Source organism: Gemmatimonas sp. (assembly GCF_046594945.1).
In the GTDB taxonomy this organism is placed as follows: Bacteria; Gemmatimonadota; Gemmatimonadetes; order Gemmatimonadales; family Gemmatimonadaceae; genus Gemmatimonas.
Genome location: NZ_JBKJRB010000108.1, coordinates 1 through 18,124 on the forward strand (window position 1 = coordinate 1; position 18,124 = coordinate 18,124).

Genomic DNA, 18,124 nt, shown 5'->3' on the forward strand with positions numbered 1-18,124 from the left:
ATGACGACGTCGCGCATCGAGATCTTCCCGCCCGCCTTCTTTTTCTTCGCCGTGGACGCCTCGTCGATCTTCACGACGTTGAGGCGCTGCTTCTTCAGCTGCGCGACGACCTCATCCCGATTGGGGGCCTCGATCGTCGCCGTCCGCAGGTCGCCGTTGAGGGCGCGCGCGGTGTAGGTAAAGGCTGGCATCCGAATTCCTCCTGGACTGCTGTAATACGTATGACTTTCTGTCGGTCAGTCGGTCAGTCCCTCAGTCATCGGCACGAGAGCCCAGGCGTGGCGATACAAGCTCTTGTGCGACTGACCGACTGACCGACTGAAAGACAAGTCTTCAGTTCAGCGTTTCCCCGCCGTGGCGCCCGCCATCCCCGGCTTCTTCGCCGCTTCATCCTCGGGGGACTGGCCGATCATCCGCAGGAACTCGTTCGGGTCGTGCGAGGCACGCAGACAGTCGTCCAGCGCCACCTCCCGATTCATGTACAGGCCGTACAGGGCGTCGTTCATCGTCTGCATGCCGAACTTCTTGCCCGACTGCATGGTGCTGTAGATCTGGTGGATCTTGTCATCGCGGATCAGCGCGCGCACGGCGGGGGTGACGACGAGAATCTCCGCCGCCATGGCCCGCCCGCGTCCCTTCGCCTTGGGCAGCAGCGTCTGCGTCACGATGCCCTCGAGCACGAAGGCGAGCTGGGCCCGCACCTGGCTCTGCTGATGGCTCGGGAACACATCGATGATACGATTGATCGCCTCGGCCGCGCTGTTGGTGTGCAGCGTGGCGAACACAAGGTGACCGGTTTCGGCGATGGTGAGCGCCGCCTGGATCGTTTCCAGGTCGCGCATTTCGCCGATGAGGATGACGTCGGGGTCTTCACGGAGCGCATACTTGAGGGCCGACGCGAAACTCTTGGTGTCGGCACCGACTTCGCGCTGATTGATGATGCAGTTGCGATGCCGGTGAATGAACTCGATCGGATCTTCAACGGTGATGATATGTCCGCGCCGTTCGGTATTGATCTTGTCGATCATCGCCGCCAGCGTGGTGCTTTTACCGGAACCGGTGGGACCGGTCACCAGCACCAGGCCACGCGGACGATCCGCGAAGCCGGCGATGACGGGCGGGAGATTGAGATCGTTGAAGGTCTTGATGTGAAATGGAATGCAACGGATCACCATACTCACGCAGCCGCGCTGCTTGAACACGTTGCCGCGAAACCGGGAGAGATTCGCAATGCCGAACGAGAAGTCGAGCTCGTCCTCCATCTCGAATCGCTTCTTTTGATTTTCCGTGAGCACCGAGTACGCCAGCTGGAGCGTGTCGCGGGGCGTGAGCACGTGTTCGATACTGGAATTCACGATATCACCGTCGACCCGCAGCTTTGGCCGGTCACCGGCCGAAACGTGCAAGTCGGAAGCATCCCGCTCGATCATTTCATCGAGAAGGGTGCGTAGGGATACGGGTGTCTGAGCGGGAGCAGTCATCGCGCGGGCAGTCGGGAACGGGGCGCCAATCGACGTCCCGGATGTGGACGAGCGTTACGGTGGAGAGGAAACCCCACCGTCACACAAACTCAACTTGATGTTTCACGGATGACCTGATCGAGCGTGGTCACTCCCTTGAGCACTTTGAGCCAGCCGTCCATGCGGAGCGACAGCATGCCCTCGTCGATGGCGGCGCTGCGCAGCACCTGAACGTCCGCATTCTGCATCACCAGCTTTTTGAGCGTCTGGGTCAGGAACATCACTTCGTAGAGCCCCTGACGTCCCTTGAGCCCGGTGCCGCCGCAGGCATCGCACCCGTGACCCTTGAAGTAGGGCAGTTCGCCGAACGTGGTGTCGAGCGACAGGTTCTTGAGGAACGGCACGGCTTCCGGCGTGGCCCGCGACTTGGCGTTGTCGAGTGCCTCGTCAGTGAACCGGAGTTCGCGCAACGTGGTCGTGGCCTTCACCTTGGCGCCGGCGAGTTCCGCGGCGTCCGGCTCGTACCGCACCTTACACCGGTTGCAAACCCGGCGTACGAGTCGCTGGGCCAGGATCAGATTGAGCGCCGACGCCACGTTGAACGGCTCGAGGCCCATATCCAACAAGCGGGTGATCGTTTCGGGCGCCGAGTTGGTGTGCAGCGTGCTCATGACCATGTGGCCGGTGAGCGCGGCTTTGATGGCAATGCCGCCCGTTTCCAGGTCTCGGATTTCGCCGACCATGATGACGTTCGGGTCCTGACGGAGGAACGCCTTCAGTGCCGCCGCGAACGTCATGCCGATCTCGGTGCGCACCTGCACCTGATTGATGCCGAAGAGGTTGTACTCGACCGGATCTTCGGCGGTCATGATGTTCGTGTCGCCGTTGTTGATCTTCGACAGCGCCGAGTACAGCGTGGTCGTCTTTCCTGAGCCTGTGGGGCCGGTCACGAGGACCATGCCGTACGGGTTCGAGATCGCTTCCATCAGTTCGCGCTCGGCGCGCGGTTCGATGCCGAACTTCTCGAGATCGAGCGTGAGGTTGCCCTTGTCGAGAATCCGGAGCACGACCTTTTCACCGAACAGCGTGGGGAGTACGCTGACGCGGAAGTCGATGACTTTCTTGCCGACCTTCAGCTTGATGCGGCCGTCCTGCGGCACGCGGCGTTCGGCGATGTTCAGCGACGCCATGATCTTGAAACGCGAAATCAGCGCCGAACGCATCTTGAGCGGCGGCTTCATGACTTCAGCCAATGCGCCGTCGATCCGATAGCGCACGCGTAGTTCGTGCTCGAAGCACTCGAAATGAATGTCCGAGGCGCCTTTATGCACGGCATCGACGAGGATAGCGTTGATGAGCTTGACGACCGGCGCTTCATCGACCTGCGCCGCCAGCACACTCGCGTCCTGCGCGTCCTCTTGCGCCTCGAGTATTTCCACATCGTCTTCTTCGGCGGCGGCGATGTCCTGCAGCAGCGACTGCATGTGGACTTCGTTCGCTTCGTAGTGCTTTTCGATCGCCGCGCGCATCGAGTATTCGCCAGCCAAGACCGGAACGATGTCGTAGCGCGTGATGAACTTGAGATCGTCGATCACCGACATGGCGGTCGGATCGGCGATCGCCACCGTCAGCTGTCGTCCGTCGCGCTTGAGCGGCAGCACCGTATGCTTTGAGGCCAGCTCGGCCGGAATCAGCTTCAGCAGTCGCGTATCGACTTCGAAGCGAGACAGGTCGACGGCGGGCATGCGGTACTGTCGTGCGAGCATGCGCACGACCTCCGTTTCCGGCACGAATCCCATTTTGACGACGGTCAATCCAATACGCTGACCCGGCGTGGCGGACTGTTCCTGCAGCGCCTTCGCCAGCTGTTCGCGACTGAGTAGCCCCTCTTTGACGAGGAGATCGCCGAGCCGTTCGGTGGCTCGACCAGACAGTGGTGCAGCATGAGCAGCCATGGGTACAGATTTCGGCGAGGACACGGGTAACGCGCGGGGGTCTGGCGAGGCGGCGGCCTCACTTTGGGATGGACTGTGCCGTCCTGAAAACGTCACCAGAGGGGCGAGGAGCCGTGCCGTAGCGGGCCCGATGCCACGCACGTGACGGAGGCCTTCCAGCGACTCGAATGGCCCATGCTTTTCGCGCCACGCGACGATTCGAGCGGCGAGCGCAGGACCGATGCGAGGGAGCCGCTCCAAATCCGCGACCGACGCTTCGTTCACGTCGATCGGCGGGACCGGATCCGGCGTTCGTGTGCTATCGCGTGTAGACCGTGTGGAGCGACGGCTCGACGTCGCACGGGGCGTGCCCGTGATCGCTGTTCGGCCGTTCTTGACGCCCCTCTCGCGTCGAGCGGAGTCGACGGCCGCGATCTGCGCGTCGAGGGCGCGGGTGGCGAGGTTCGCGCTGGGGGCCGGCCCCTGCTCCGCCCGCGCCACATCGCGGGCCAGCGATCGCGCGCTCGCGGCCTGCGCCCCGACACCGATCACCGCGACGGCGGCGAGGAACAGCAGGGCGTTTCGTTCCGCGGGCGTGGGCATGGAGCCATGCTAGTGACGGTGGGCGCCGCCGCGGTAACCCGCGCGACGCCGGCATCATCTATTCATGGCGCACGACGAATCACGAGCTACCAGTGCACTCAAGGCGCGCTACTTGAGATCGCCCGCGAAGAAGCGAAGCTGCAGCACGGCGCTGAAGATCAGATTCGATGTCTGCCGGTTGAAGTTGCGGTCGAAGTTCACCACCCTGGAACCGGTCAGACTGAACGTGAGCAGCTCCGACAGATCGGTATCGGCGTTGAAGTTGAACGCTCGGCGGCCGTTATCGGTGAGCACGGATGGGGCGATCGTAACCACCTCGCCCGCCGCGTTGGTAGACGACGAGCCTTGGACGACCGACTGCGACGCTTCACTCTGATACGACAGCGACGTGCGCACGGTCGCGTTTCGCGTCGTGAAGCGCTTGGGCACCTTGAACCGCCGGGCCACGTCGAACGCCATACGGCGCGTATCACCGTTGGTGAGCGAGCCGGGGCGGCTATCTTCGCGGTGCGTGCGGTCGAGCGACGCGTTCGTGGTGAGGCCGCCCAAGAAGGCCCAGGTGATCGCTCCGGAGAGCGGCTGGCTGCGGGCCGTGGTCCGGCTGCGATCGGCCAGACCGCCGGTCTCGTTGGGGATGATCGTTTCCTGTTCACTCACAAGATAGCGCCCGTTCACGTTCAGCATCGTGATCACCTTCCGCAGCCGCACGGGGCGCCAGCTCCAGCGTACCGAGTAGTCGGGCCTCACCACCTGCGTGCTGGTGATCACGGCTTGGAAACCGTCGAACGTGCGCCGCGTCCACGTTTCCGTAGTACCGTTTTCGAGGCGCGACTGCACGGTCAGGGAAAACGGCAGATTCAACGAGCCCGTGGCCGTGGCGCGACGCAGGCGACCGGCGGTGGTGGCCAGCCGGGTGTCGAGTCCGCGGAACGACTGAATTCCGCCGAGTCCGAGCTGATAGCCCCAGCCGGGAATGAAGGCGGTATTGTCGTAGTTCGACGTGAGGCTCTGCTGCCAGGACACATCGATGGGGGCGAAGATGCGCCCAAATCGATTGGCGAACGTCTTCTCCTTGGTGCGCGACGTAATCAGGCGGCCGACATCGAACGTGGTGCCCGCGCTCAGCGTTTGGGCGGCGCCCAGGCGCTTCGGTAGCCGATAGGCGCCCGTGGAATCCTGCTCACGCAACAAGGCGCGCGCGTTCGGATCCTTGTTGAGGTTGAAGGTGGAGTTGAAGTCGAGACGCGGGCGCAACCAGAGGGCCAGCGTGGGTTGGAACAGGAAGGCCGACGTGAGTGATCGCTCGCGTTCGAGCCCCAGCGTCGTCCCCAGCACCTGTAAGCGCTCAGCGGCCGCGGCCTGTCCACGATCGGTGCTATCCGGCAACAACGACGTGGTGCGATAGTCGCGCAGGTCGAGCAGCTGACGCGCATTCATGGAGGCCGTAAAGCCCGCCGATGGACGGAACTCCAGCGTCCCGCTGTTTTGCCAGAGGTGCGTGAGTCCGTTCGCGACCTGACCCGTATCGGTGGGCGACTCGGCCGCCTTGGTAAACGAGGTGCTCGAGTTTGCGTTGCGCGCCAGTGTGCTCGACAACCGGAACGAGGTGGGCGACCACCGGAACCGCTGACCTCGGAAGTTGCGAATCGGTTCACTCTCGCGAAGGCCACGCGGCAAGATGTTGAACAGAGCGTCGACGACCCACGGCAGCTTCGACTCGCGCCGATCGTCGGCGAGATTGAGCGACGCTCCAAGGGCATAGGCGCTATTGGTGGCCTCTTGAAACGCGCTCCGCGACGCGGCATTCGACCACGTGCCGTTGAGCGTGAGTCCGTTCACGAGCGGCGCGAACCAGCCACCATTCATCGGCGTTGCTCGTCGCAACGCCAGCGCATAGTTCACGCGTCGGTCACTGGGATTGCGCAGCCCTTCGATGCCGCTGGCGCGTACGTCGGTGCGATTGATGAAGAGCTGATCGACCCCGGAGCCTACGTAGTCCACACTGAACGGCATCACGATGCCGAGCCGCGACGGCAGCATGCGCTCGAGATGCAGCGTGGTGCCGACACTGACACCGCTGGTAGTCAGGAACGACGGCGTTTCGTTGAGCTGACGGAAATTCGGATCGCGACGGCTCATGTTCACGCGGAAGTCGGCAAGATCGCCGGCGTTCACCGCAAGTCCGAGTTCGCCGGCGAAGCCGATGTCATCGACCACGTCGGTGAGACGAATATCGTTGATCCAGAGCTCGAGGGTGTCGTTGCTCATGAGGCCCGTACCACCACGCGGCACGCTATCCACGCGTACGAGTCCGACGGCCATTTCCTGCACGCCAGCGAGATTGGGCGGCGTGACCGTGGGGTCGGCGCTGTACACGATGTACCCGTCCTGACAAACGGCGTAGCGGCGCACGACCACCCCACGCGGCAGGCCCGAACGCCGAATCAGTTCGAGGTCGGCCCCGGAACAGGATACTGAGTCGGCGGATCCTTTCAGGAAATTGTTTTCGAGTTGGGCGCGCAGGATCTGGAACTTCTGGAGATCGACTCGCACCTCCGGCTCCCACGCACTAAGCCCCATACCAGCATTCACCGGCGTGCGATACATGTAGAAGTTGTTCTCGTCGCGCCCAATCTTGACGTAGCCGTTCAACTCGCCGTTCTGGCCCCATCCGTTGCCTCGGCCTCGCATCCACAAGCGCAGCGTCTTGTATCCCATGAAGGTCTTGGTGCCCTCCTGGAAGCGGAAGAATGCTTCGGCGCGATCGAACGGGCGGAACTGACGGCCCGGAATCCCAGTCTGCAGTCGCAGCGCGCGCTCGTTCACCTGCAGCCGGTTGTTCTCGTAGCCGGTCTGTCTATTCTCCGGCGCTTCGACGACACCAGGTGGCGGCGTGTACGGCACCAGGGACGTGGAGTCGAGCGTACCGATGACGCTGGCGATTACATAGCCGCCCACCACGCCCGCCGAGTCACCGGCCATTCCTGACAGCGGTTCTGTGCTCCGTTTCAGCCACGGCGCACCCACCAGCTTCAACCGCGTCAGCGCGACGCGCACGAATGCATCGTCGGCTGATTCCGCGCTCGACACCATCGTGACCCGCAACGCGCGCACCCGCCGATCGTTCGGGGTGTTCTGCTCTTCGGCCGGGGCGCGCCAATTGATGCGCACCTGCACCCAGCACAGCGAATCGCTGACGACGCCCGTGGCACTGGAATCCTTCTGCTGGTAGCACTTGCCCACGCGTGTCCAGTTGCGGGTGTCGGCAAGATCGACCACGAAGCGCTTGTACTGCTCTTGATCGATGGCGGCATCGGGGATGTTCAACTGTCCATCGAGGTCGATGTCTTCCTCATCGAGGCGATTGTTGCGGGCACCGCAGTTGGCGCGGCTGTCGCCGAGCACCTGGACGATCTGCACGGCCTGTGTACAGATCGCGACCTTGTTCTGCGTGCTGATCACCGGCGTCGGGCCGGTACGATTCACCACCACGAGGGTGTCGGCCACATCGCCCGGCAGGCCCTTGTCGTTCTCCACCGCATTGAACGCCCGGGAGAAAGGATCGCGTTCGGAGTCGAAGCGATCGAAGCCCACGAGTCGCTTGCCCTTATACGTGGAGTCGGCGGGAAGGCCCGGACGCACCGGCCCGTCCACGGTGAGCGTTTCCGGCGCGAAGGCCACGCTATTTTCGCTGATCTCGCCGAAGTCGAACACGAGCGTAGGATTGCGCTTGACCTTCGCCTGCTCGGACTGGACGAGCGCGAAAAACTCGATATTCTCGGTGCGGGAGAGATCGGCACCGCTGGGGTTGATCACGGTGCGCAGTGAGCGCCAGCGACGCCCCGACGGGGTGTTCCCCACCAGACTATTGCCGCCAATCGTCCAGGCGAAACGGCGCGTGGCAGTACCCGGCTCAAAGTCGAAGATGCCGCCCGTCTTCAGCGGATACAATGTCATCCAGAACAATTGCTCGGGCGACTGTACGCCGCTGCCGACGATGCGCACCGATGGGTCGATCTGCTGGATGTTGAACTGAATGAAGTTGCCCGCGACATCGACGCCATTGTTCTGGAATGCCATCGTGGCGGCGCGATTCACCGAGAACGTGCTGCTGCCGAAGCGTGCGGCCAGCGTGTTTCCCAACGACGGGCGCGAGCTGTAGTACCACGCGCCCTCGGAGAGCGAGATGCCGGGAATAGCGCCGTCTCCCTCGAACGATTCGATGTAGGCTTGGCCGGCGGCGTTGGGCTGCGGCTTGCTCATCGCAAACTCGCCTTGCAGACTCACACGCGACGGGGTGCTGCTCTGCTTGAAGGGCAACCTGCCGAGGGCACGCGTGAGCAGTGGCGCATCCCACGCGAGGTTGCCGGTCACACCGGCCACCAGCGAGCCCACCGGTTCGAAACCAAGTGGCGGTCGATTGTAGCCTGAACGCTGGCTCTGCGAGATGGCGGTGAACGCGAGCTGTCCGTTCTCGAGCGGAAACTGGGACGCGAAGCCAAGAATGGTGGTCGGCGCCGCCGCGAACAGTGGATTTTCTTCATAGCGCACCGACACCTGTCGCGGCGAGGCGAACAGTGTGTCGGGACGGTTGAAGGTGATCATGCCGAGATCGTAGTCGATCTGATAGTCCGTTTCTTTCTCCAGCAAGCGGCCATCGAGAGATACGCGTTCAGAGTTGGGACGCACCTGAATCGTGCTCAACTTGATCGACTGCGTGCTGCCACCGCCTTCCGAGAGGTAGCTGGCCACCATGCGGTAGATCGCCTGCGGTCGCTGCGCCGAGTACAGATACTCGTTGGGATAGCGGTACAGCGTATCGTTGGCTGGATTGGCCAGCGGCCTCGCGAGACCGCTGCGGGCGAATGGCTGTACCGACGGATAGAACACGAAGTAGTCGCGGATCAGCTTCTGCTGTCCGTTGCCGCCGGCGAACGACGCCAGTTGGTTCGGATCGTTCGGACGCGGCCACACGCGGTTCTCGACGTCGAACGCGGCCGAGTTGGTCGCCTGCGACAGTCCGAACAGCTGCAGATACGTCTCGCCACGCGAGGGATCGATGGGCTTTTCCTGATCGCCCGACGTGCCGGTCACGAGCTTGAGCTTGATCGTCTGGCGCTGCAGGTCTTCGCCGCCGAGGCGATATACCGACTTCAGTTCCCGCAGGAAGTAGGCGCTGTTCGTGGGCTGCAGCTCGGGTTCCCAGAGCAGATTCGCCACTTGTGGATCGGCGGTGAACTCGATGTCCGGTGTGCCGCCCGTGTTCACGTTTCGTCCCGGTGTTCCGCTCACATTCACTTCGTACGCGACGGCCAGCCGTTCGTTGTTCGGGTTGAGCGGACGCACGAGGGCGATCCAGAGTTGCGAGGGATCGACGTAGTAGTCGACGTTCTCGCGCAGCACTTCGTAGATCTGCCGGGACGGATTCCGGGCGCCGCGTACGGAGAACTGCGGGCCGCGCGGATTCTGATTCGCGGCGCCGATGAGCTGGCGATACACGTACAGACGCGCCGGTCGCACCGAATCCGGAAGCGACGCCGCCAGCTGTTGCATCTGTTGACGATTCAGCAGATCGATGTTGGGATATCCACCGAGGAGGCGCGGATCGACGGTGAAGAAGAAGCGGCGCGTTTCGACCTGGATGTCTTCGATGACGCGATCGACTTGCTGCTGCGAGCGCTCGCCGATGGTGAAAACGTTGTCTTTGGAGACGTTGCCTTTCTGTTGCGCCACGATCGACGTGAAGCGCATGGGGCCGATTTGGCCAGTGGCCTGAATGCCGTAGTTGCCCGACGGGATGCCGGACGTGAGAAATCGGGAGGCCGGCGGCTGGAAGGTGACGTTCCCGACTTCGAGCGTCTGCAGTGCTTCGTCGGATTTGCCTTGATAGCGCACCGAGATATTATTCGACGCATCGAACTCGCGCTGCGAGTCGTAGTCGACGTTCACATACACGCGATCGGCGACCACACCACCGGTGCGCACGTTGAACTGAAAGTCAAAGGCCGGCTGGAAAATGCCGAAGCAGTTGTTGCCGAGGATCGTGAGCTGCGCCGTGGTGCATCGTTCATTTCGGCTGCGCTGCACTTTCGACTCGAGGCGCGAGTTGAGTGCGATGCCAAGGTCACCAATGTCGCCGAGCAGATCGGCCGCGATCTGGCCGGCGGCGTCAGCGCCGGCCCGGCGCGGCGGGGCGAGCGGCACGAGCGCGCCCGGCGTGGGGCCACTGTCACTCCGCACGGCGGTGACGGTCGGCGGAGGGCTGGAGAGCCCGCGAACCACGGTTTGCCCCCAGCGGGCCGCAATCCGCTCCTCGTGGCGGCGACGGGCGACGGCGACGGCGCGGTCGGCGACGCGGGCCGGATCCGGACGCAGCGCCGTAGCGGCCCCAAATAGACCAAGGATGGGGGGGACCTTGAGACGCAGCGTATCCGCGGCCAGGCGCGCCCCTGAGGGCAGCGGCGCTGACCGGGGAGCTGTTTGCTGCGCCGCGAGCGGTGACGCGATCAGGGAGACGGCCGGGAGCAACGCGATCGGCGCGACCATGGGCATCACCTTGGTCAACGCCGCGAGCACCCATGTCTGGAGCAGCCTGCGCACCGAACTCCGGTCGTGGGGTACCAGCGGCCAACCATGTCGCCGCCGTACGGTCAAAAACTGCGAGCGCATATTTAATCGACTCTAGGCCGATGCGCCCTTGATAATGCGGGTGGTCACCAAGGAATTTACGTCGTGAAGCTTGTTACCCGCTATGTCGTGCGCGAGCACGTCGGACCTCTCCTGTTTGCGCTGTCGGCGCTGACGTCGCTGCTCATGCTGCAGTACGTCGCGCGCCAGCTCGCGAACCTCGCCGGCAAGGGACTCCCCTGGTCGGCCATTGGCAAATTCTTCGTCCTGTCGCTGCCGTTCACCGTCGCGATGACGATGCCGATGGCCGTGCTCGTGGCGACCTTGTACACCTTCGGCCGCATGGCCGCCGAACATGAGATCACCGCCTTCAAGGCCAATGGCGTGCGTGTCCGCACCCTGATGCTGCCCGTGCTGACCTGCGCGTTTCTCCTGTCGATCGCGATGGTGGCCTTCAACGATCAGGTGCTGCCGCGCGCCAACCACGAGTTGCGCATTCTACAGAACGATATCGCGAAGACGAAGCCGACGCTCGCCTTGAGGGACCAGGCGATGAATGCGATCACGGACCAGTTCTTCATGCGGATCGCCCGCAGCGATGCCAACACGAACAAGATGTACGACGTCGTGATCTACGATCTCACCAAGGGACCGGAGCGCAAGACGATCTACGCCGACAGCGGCGTGTTCTCGTTGACGGCGAACGGGCAGGATCTGCTGCTGCAGCTATTCGATGGATACTCTCAGGAATTTGTCCGTGGTGATTCAAAGCGCTTGCAGCGCAGCTTCTTTATTGACCAGACGGTGAAGGTGCGCGGCATCACACGTGGTTTCGAGAGCACCGGGAACGACGACTTCCGCAGCGACCGCGAAATGACCGTGTGTGAGATGCACCGGCGGTACGCCGCCGATGCGATGGAGTTCCGACGGGTGCGTCAGGAATACATTATGTACGCCAGTCGACTCGTGGCTCCAGGGACGAAAACGCTGAAGGCGCCGCGTGACCGCCCCCCAGATGAAGGATTGTCGCAGTTCTACTGCGTGACGTTGCCGTCGGTGTTTCTCCCCAAAAAGGCGAAGGCGCAGGCGCCGGTGGTCACACCGGGCGCCCCCGTCGTGACCCCGCCCGGCGCCACGCTGCGAGATACCTTGCGAGACACCTTGCGAGACACGCTCGGCGTGGTGATCCCCACGCCGCCGCCCACCGTGACGTTGCCCGCTCCGGCAGCGCCAGCGATGGACACCATGACCATGTATCGCGGCGCCATGAATGCGGCGGACGCGCAGCTGGTGGCGTCGCGCGAGGGTCTCGACAGCCTCACGGTGGAGATCCATAAGAAGTTCGCCCTGTCGTTTGCCTGTTTCGTGTTCGTGCTCTTCGGCCCGCCGATCGCGCTGCGGTTTCCGCGGGGGGGCGTCGGTGTGACGATCGGTGTGAGCATCGGCGTGTTCGGCCTGTACTACGTGTGCCTGATGGGTGGTGAAGCGCTAGCGGACAAGGGCCTCGTGCCGCCATCGATCGCGATGTGGATCGCGAATGTCATTTTCACCGTGACGGGTGTGGTGCTGCTGTGGCGTGTCGAGTCGACCACGGACACGTCGCGTGGCGGTGGTCTACGTGACTGGTGGGCCGATCGGGGCGCGCGGCGCGCGCTGGCGGTACAGATGAAGCGGGAGCAGGCTGCAAGGTCGCCGGGACAGGGTCCGACGGCGGCGGTGGGCGCGTGAGCCGACGATTCATTACACCGCTCGATCGGTACGTGGCGGCCGAGTTCACCCGCATTTTCACGGTCACGACGCTCGGCTTCCCGGTGCTGGTGTTCGTGATCGACCTGGTGGACAACCTGCGCAAGTACACCGAGCGCAAACTGGCGTTCAAGGCCGTGGCGATGAGCTACGTGTACTGGATTCCCGACACACTCTTCATGGTGCTTCCCGCCGCGGTGCTGTTCGCCACGGTGTTCTCGATCGGCACGTTCACGCGGTATTCCGAGATCACCGCGGCGAAGGCCTCCGGGATCAGCTTCTACCGCTTCATCACGCCGATCCTGTTCATGGCGATGGTGGCGATGGGCATCGACTTGGTATTCGCCGAGCTCGCGCCGCCGGCCAATGCCCAGCGTCTCAAGCTGCTGGCTGGGAAAGGACAGGACCGCGACAACAATCGCTACAACTTTGCGTTTGCCAGCGAGACCGGACGTGTCTACCGGATCTACACGCTGGATGTGAAGCAGCGATTCGTGGAGAACATGGAGATCGAGGAGCGCGGGTCGGTGAAGCGACCTGGACTGCTGGTAGCGGCCAGAAATGCGACGTGGTACGACAATCGCGGATGGGTGCTGAAGTCGGGGATCGTGCACGTCATCCCGAACGACTCCACCGATCGAGCGGTCGCGTTCGATTCCCTCATCGACCGGCACTTCACGGAGAAGCCACAGGACCTGCAAGCGACCGAGCGACAGCCAAGTGAGATGAACTTCGCGGACCTCACGCGGTTCATTACCGCGCTCGAACGCTCCGGGGCCGATGTGAACCTGCTGAGGGTGGAACGGATGCTGAAGTTGGCGATTCCGGTCACCTGCCTCATCATTGCTCTGTTCGGCGCACCGCTGGCGACCAGTTCGCAGCGCGGTGGGGCCGCCTACGGTATCGCGGTCAGTCTGGCCACTACCATTCTCTTTCTCGTGCTCATTCAGTTGACTAAGGCGATCGGCGGAAAGGGGCTCATGCCCCCCGACCTTGCGGCGTGGGTCCCCAACATCGCGTGCGGGCTGTTCGCCCTCGTGCTGCTGGCGCGGGTACGCACCTGATGCTCAGCATGGACGTAGTCGTCCGGTTGGCCGAACGGCGCACCGGGGGCATTCTGCGTGCTCTTGGGAAGCGGGCCTACTTCGCGCGCGACATCGTACGCGGTGTGCGCGACCCGGGCACGTGGGTTCCCGAAACGATCCGGCAGATGCGCACGATGGGCGTCGAGTCGGTGCCCCTGACCATCATCGTGGCGGCGTTCCTGGGCGGCGTGACGGCGTTTCAGACGCGGTACCAGCTCTTCCCCGGCGTCCAGCTGTCGGTGGTCGGCCTGATCACCCGTCAGAGTATCGTGCTCGAGCTGGGACCGCTGCTCACGGCGCTGGTCCTCACTGGCCGCGTGGGCGCTCGCATGACGGCGGAAATCGGCACCATGCGCGTGACAGAGCAGATCGACGCGCTCGAAACGTTGTCATTCGATCCGGTGGCCTATCTCGCGCTACCCCGCTTTCTGGCCGGCATTGTGATGCTGCCGGCGCTGGTGATTCTGGCGAACACCACGGCTATCGCGAGCGCGTGGGCGATCCTGGTGACCGCCACCGATGTCCGCACCGACGACTACCTAGCGGGTCTCCGTCTGGCGTTCACGGCGTTCCAGATTGTGTACTCGCTCATCAAAGCGTTCCTTTTCGGCGCCGCCATCGCTTTCGTCTGTTCGTATGAGGGCTACGTAACCGAAGCCGGCGCCGAAGGTGTGGGGCGTTCGACTGCCCTCGCCGTCGTCATCGCGTCGGTCTGCATTCTGGTGCTCGATGCCCTCGTGGCTGCCGTCCTTGCTCCATTCATTCAGGCCTGACGGCCTGCTTTCTCTCTCTACATGACGACGAAACGACGCGACGAACTGCTGGTCGGTCTACTCCTGCTGGTGGCGGTAGTGCTGGGTATCGGCGGCACGATCTGGATCGCGCGTGGCGGACTGGCCAGCGGCTATCCCATGTTCGCGCGCTTCAAGTGGGGCGCCGGGCTGAAACAGGGACAGCCGGTGCTGCTGGCCGGCGTGCAGATCGGCTATGTCGACAAGGTCGACCTGATTCCCGACGGCACGATCTCGGTGAAGCTGCAGCTGCAGCAGCAATACAAGGTCCCGTCGGGCACGACGGCCACCGTGCAGGCCAACGGCATCTTCGGCGACCAGCTAATCGCCCTCACGCCAATCATCGGCCGTCAGGGCTACATGGCCGAAGGTGATACGATTCCGACGGGCACCGGATCCCCGGGCGTGCCCGAGTTGCTGAGCAAGGGCGATTCGATCGCACTCAACATCCGCGCGCTGACCGACGAAGCACGCGTGCAGTTTGTGGAAGGCGGCGGCGTGAAGGACGTTCGGCAGACCGTGGCCGATCTCACGAAACTGGTTGCGCAATTGAGCGCCGTGACGGCCGAACAGTCCAAGCAGCTTACGCTCACGCAGCAGTCGGTACGACGCACGCTGGCCAGTGTGGATTCCACGAAGGTCGATTCGACGGTCAAGAATCTGCAGGCCACGTCGGCGCAACTCGAGCAACTCACCCGCGACTTCAAGCAGACGAACGTGCAGGTACAAGGCGTGCTCGAGAAGGTGAGCAACGGCAACGGCACGGCAGGCAAGCTGCTGAACGATCCGGCGGTATACGCACGGCTGGATACGTTGTTGTTGCGAGTGGACTCGCTGGTGATGGATTTGAAGAAGAATCCGAAGAAGTACATCAATTTGCGGATATTTTAGGCTGCGAGGTCGAGAACGGCCAACTGCTTAGGAGGCAGGGGGGAGGGTGAAGGGGGCAGGAAGCAGGAGGGCGCGAACAGCCAGCTGTCGCGCCCTTTTGCTTTTTCGCGCTTGGCTTTCTCGATGTAGTGCTTCCGCCATCCGTGTGTCATGCGACGCACCTGGCGACGCTCATCGCGTATCTCACCTACGCCAGGCAGAGGTTGTTCTAGCTTTATGGCTAGGACAAGATGGCTTTCGACTCGATGCCCGCGCACTGCGAGCGCGATAGCGCGATTCCAACTTTCAATATTCTCGGGATTCTGCATGCTGGATGATGCGTACGTCCAAACGTGCGCGTGTCATCCGAAAAACGCCGTCCTGATCCCCACACGGCAGCCCCCTGCTTCCTGCCTCCTTCACCCTCCCCGCTGCCTCCTAAGCATTGGGCAGTTCAACGACAAATGAAAAGCGGCGCCGTTTCCGGCGCCGCCTTCCTTACCCCATCACCAACTCACCTACGTTAAAACGACAACCGCAGACTCGCCTGCAGCTGATAAAACTGGCTGAAGTTGAGCGGCGTGAACTGCGTGTTGAAGTTGTTCGTGAACGTCACGACCGGCACCTGCGTGGCCGGATCGGCGCTCGTGAAGGACTGCACCTGCAACAGCGACGCGTTGCCGAAGCCCGTGGCGGACTTGACGCGGCCCCACTTGCTGTTGAGAAGGTTCGCGGCGTTGAAGATATCAAGACGAAGCGTGGCGCGTTCGCCGCGGATCGTGGGGAGCTGCTGCTCGATCGTGAGGTCGAAGCGATCGAACATCGAGTTCCGGCAGGACGTCGGCTTCATAATCGTGCCGCGCTGCGACTCAAGGCAGCTGTTGTCCTTGATGAACTGATCGAGCGACGCCGCCTGCTGGGCCGGTGTGAGCGTTACACCGCCGACCGTTGTTTGCGCGAAACCCATCTTCGGATCGGTTGGCCCCGTCGGGATGTAAATGGGGTCGTTGGCGTTCGAGCCGTCGCCATTCATGTCGCCGCGGCCGCCGTTCCCGCTGTACACGAACGCATACGGGGTGCCGGACGACTTGCTGTAGTAGAACGTAATATTCGTCTGGTTCGACTTCCACGGCGCGGTATACGTGCCGTTAATGAGCAGGCGATGCGGCTGGTCGAACAGCGACGTGTTCAACGGCTGGTCCGTCTGGTTACCCGAGTAGATGCGGCCGAACTGCCAGTTGGACAGCGCGACCGATGACGTGAGGTCGGTCACCGAGAAGCTGCGGCCGTAGGTGTACGCCACGGAGCCTTCGAGCGCGCCGTTGAAGCGCTTGCGAAGCTGGCCGGTGCCGCTGTACGCGTAATCCTTGCTCTGGTTGGAGAGTTCGATCACGTTGGATCCGTACACTGGGAAGAGCGGTGAAACGGTCGGCACGCCGGTCGCCGCGAAATTGGCGAACACGGTGCGTCCCTGCGCATCAATGCGACCCGTCTGCGGGATATTGATGTTGTTGTAGAAGAAGCTGTTGACGGAGCGCGAGTACAGTCCGTCAAACGTCGCGATCACATCGCCCGGCAGCTTGCGGTCGTAGCCAAGCGTGGCACGGAGCAGCTGCGGGAACTTGAGGTCGGGATCGGCCAGATTCACGGTGCCGAGGAACGTGCCGTCGTCGAGGCTGCGACCCGGCGTGTTATTGGTCTTCAGGCCGCAACCACGCGGCGACACGGCCGTGGCGTTGAACAGCGGCGCGGCGCCGTTCGTCGCCGTCACGCCACCGCCGCAGGTGAACTGCGCGAGACCGGCGCCAGTGTTTTGAAACTGGTTCGACATCCACACATAGGCCGGAATACCCTGGAACAGGCCGACACCACCACGCAGCTGGTTCTTCTGGTCGCCGGTGACGTCCCAGTTGAAGCCGATGCGCGGCGAGACTTGCAGATTGCCCGACGGCAGGTCCGAAGTGCTGCGTCCGAAGTCACGCTGCACGGCGGCGGCGAATGACGGCTTGTCGAAGAAGAGCGGCACGTCTACTCGCACGCCCACGGTCGTGGTGAAGCGCGGCGTTACCGTCCACTGATCCTGGATGTAACCGGCGAGCTGCGCCGCCGTGAAGTTGGCCGCCACGTCGCCACCGAGGCCGCCCGAGCCGGAGAACGACGCCGGTGCACGGTTGGACACGAAGTCGTTGAGAGAGTTGTATGTGTAGGCGCCGTACGAGTTCTGCAAAAAGGCGTTGTAGGCCTTGTAAATCTCGTTGCGGGTACCGATCGACACGATGTGATTGCCGAGCGGCATCGTGAAGTTATTCTGGATTTCGTACAGATCTTCGCGCAGTTCATTGCCCTGTGAGTTCTGCTCGGTGCCGGCCCGGAAGCCGATACCCGAACCCGTCCCACCGATGTTCTGCACCAGCACCTGCGGCGCGATCACGTCGGAGACGCGCTTGAAACGCGTCGTGGTCAAGCCGACCGTGAATTCGTTCGAGAATCCGTTCGCGAAGTTCGTGAACGCCTGACCAACAATCTGGTTCGACTTCTCGGTACGACGGAATCCGTTGGACGTGAAGTTGAATTGCCCAAGCGAGCGCGAGAAGTCGAACGCTTCCTGATCGTTGTAGATGTTGCGCAGCACGAGACGCGTGTTGCCCGACAGCTGATAGTCGAGTCGCACAAACGTGTTGAGCAGCGGATTCTCATTCGACTGCTGCGCACCGGTGCCGGCGGCGATGCCCCTGCTCGACAAGTAGTTCACGAACGAGTCGACCTGCGCGGGGGTAATGCGCGCAGCGGCGACCGGCGAGTTCACCAGACCGGTGGGCGACGTCGGATCGTAGAACGGGCCGGCCGACGGTGCCACGTTCTGGCTGGTTTCGACGGTGGCAAAGAAGCGCAGTTTGTTCTTGATGATCGGGCCGCCCATCGAGAAGCCGAGCTGGCGACGCACGAACGGCGAGGTGCGCAGAAACGCCGTGTCACGACCCATCTGTTGGTCGCGATAGTAGACGAAG

Annotated in this window: 8 protein-coding genes and 1 pseudogene; 4 read left to right on the top strand and 5 right to left on the bottom strand. The window is 62.9% G+C overall.

Annotated features, from left to right (window positions below):
- The 4 genes and pseudogenes from ACLL97_RS12980 to sprA all read right to left on the bottom strand — a co-directional run.
- A pseudogene (locus ACLL97_RS12980) lies at positions 1–191 on the bottom strand (type II secretion system F family protein); the annotation flags it as partial.
- Between the two features lie 147 nt (positions 192–338).
- Complete coding sequence (locus tag ACLL97_RS12985; protein ID WP_411280897.1) at positions 339–1,481, bottom strand: type IV pilus twitching motility protein PilT; 1,143 nt, start codon at positions 1,479–1,481, stop codon at positions 339–341.
- 89 nt (positions 1,482–1,570) lie between these two features.
- Complete coding sequence (locus tag ACLL97_RS12990) at positions 1,571–3,997, bottom strand: ATPase, T2SS/T4P/T4SS family (RefSeq protein ID WP_411280898.1); 2,427 nt, start codon at positions 3,995–3,997, stop codon at positions 1,571–1,573.
- A gap of 108 nt (positions 3,998–4,105) precedes the next feature.
- A complete protein-coding gene (gene sprA, locus ACLL97_RS12995) occupies positions 4,106–10,597 on the bottom strand; it encodes a cell surface protein SprA (protein WP_411280899.1) in 6,492 nt (2,163 codons plus the stop codon).
- 132 nt (positions 10,598–10,729) lie between these two features.
- Between sprA and ACLL97_RS13000 the strand changes: the two genes are divergently transcribed.
- The 4 genes from ACLL97_RS13000 to ACLL97_RS13015 are packed head-to-tail and all read left to right on the top strand — an operon-like array spanning position 10,730 to position 15,137.
- Complete coding sequence (locus ACLL97_RS13000) at positions 10,730–12,352, top strand: LptF/LptG family permease (RefSeq protein WP_411280900.1); 1,623 nt, start codon at positions 10,730–10,732, stop codon at positions 12,350–12,352.
- Positions 12,349–13,434, top strand: a complete 1,086-nt coding sequence (locus tag ACLL97_RS13005) for an LptF/LptG family permease (protein ID WP_411280901.1) — start codon at positions 12,349–12,351, stop codon at positions 13,432–13,434. The genes ACLL97_RS13000 and ACLL97_RS13005 overlap by 4 nt, the downstream gene beginning before the upstream one ends.
- An 8-nt stretch (positions 13,435–13,442) precedes the next feature.
- Entirely contained in the window at positions 13,443–14,228 is a 786-nt protein-coding gene (locus ACLL97_RS13010; protein WP_411280902.1) for an MlaE family ABC transporter permease, read from the top strand.
- Between the two features lie 21 nt (positions 14,229–14,249).
- A complete protein-coding gene (locus tag ACLL97_RS13015) occupies positions 14,250–15,137 on the top strand; it encodes an MlaD family protein (RefSeq protein ID WP_411280903.1) in 888 nt (295 codons plus the stop codon).
- Between the two features lie 502 nt (positions 15,138–15,639).
- Here the strand turns inward: ACLL97_RS13015 and ACLL97_RS13020 are convergent.
- The coding region (locus tag ACLL97_RS13020; RefSeq protein WP_411280904.1) for a hypothetical protein at positions 15,640–18,124 on the bottom strand (2,485 nt) is incomplete at its 5' end.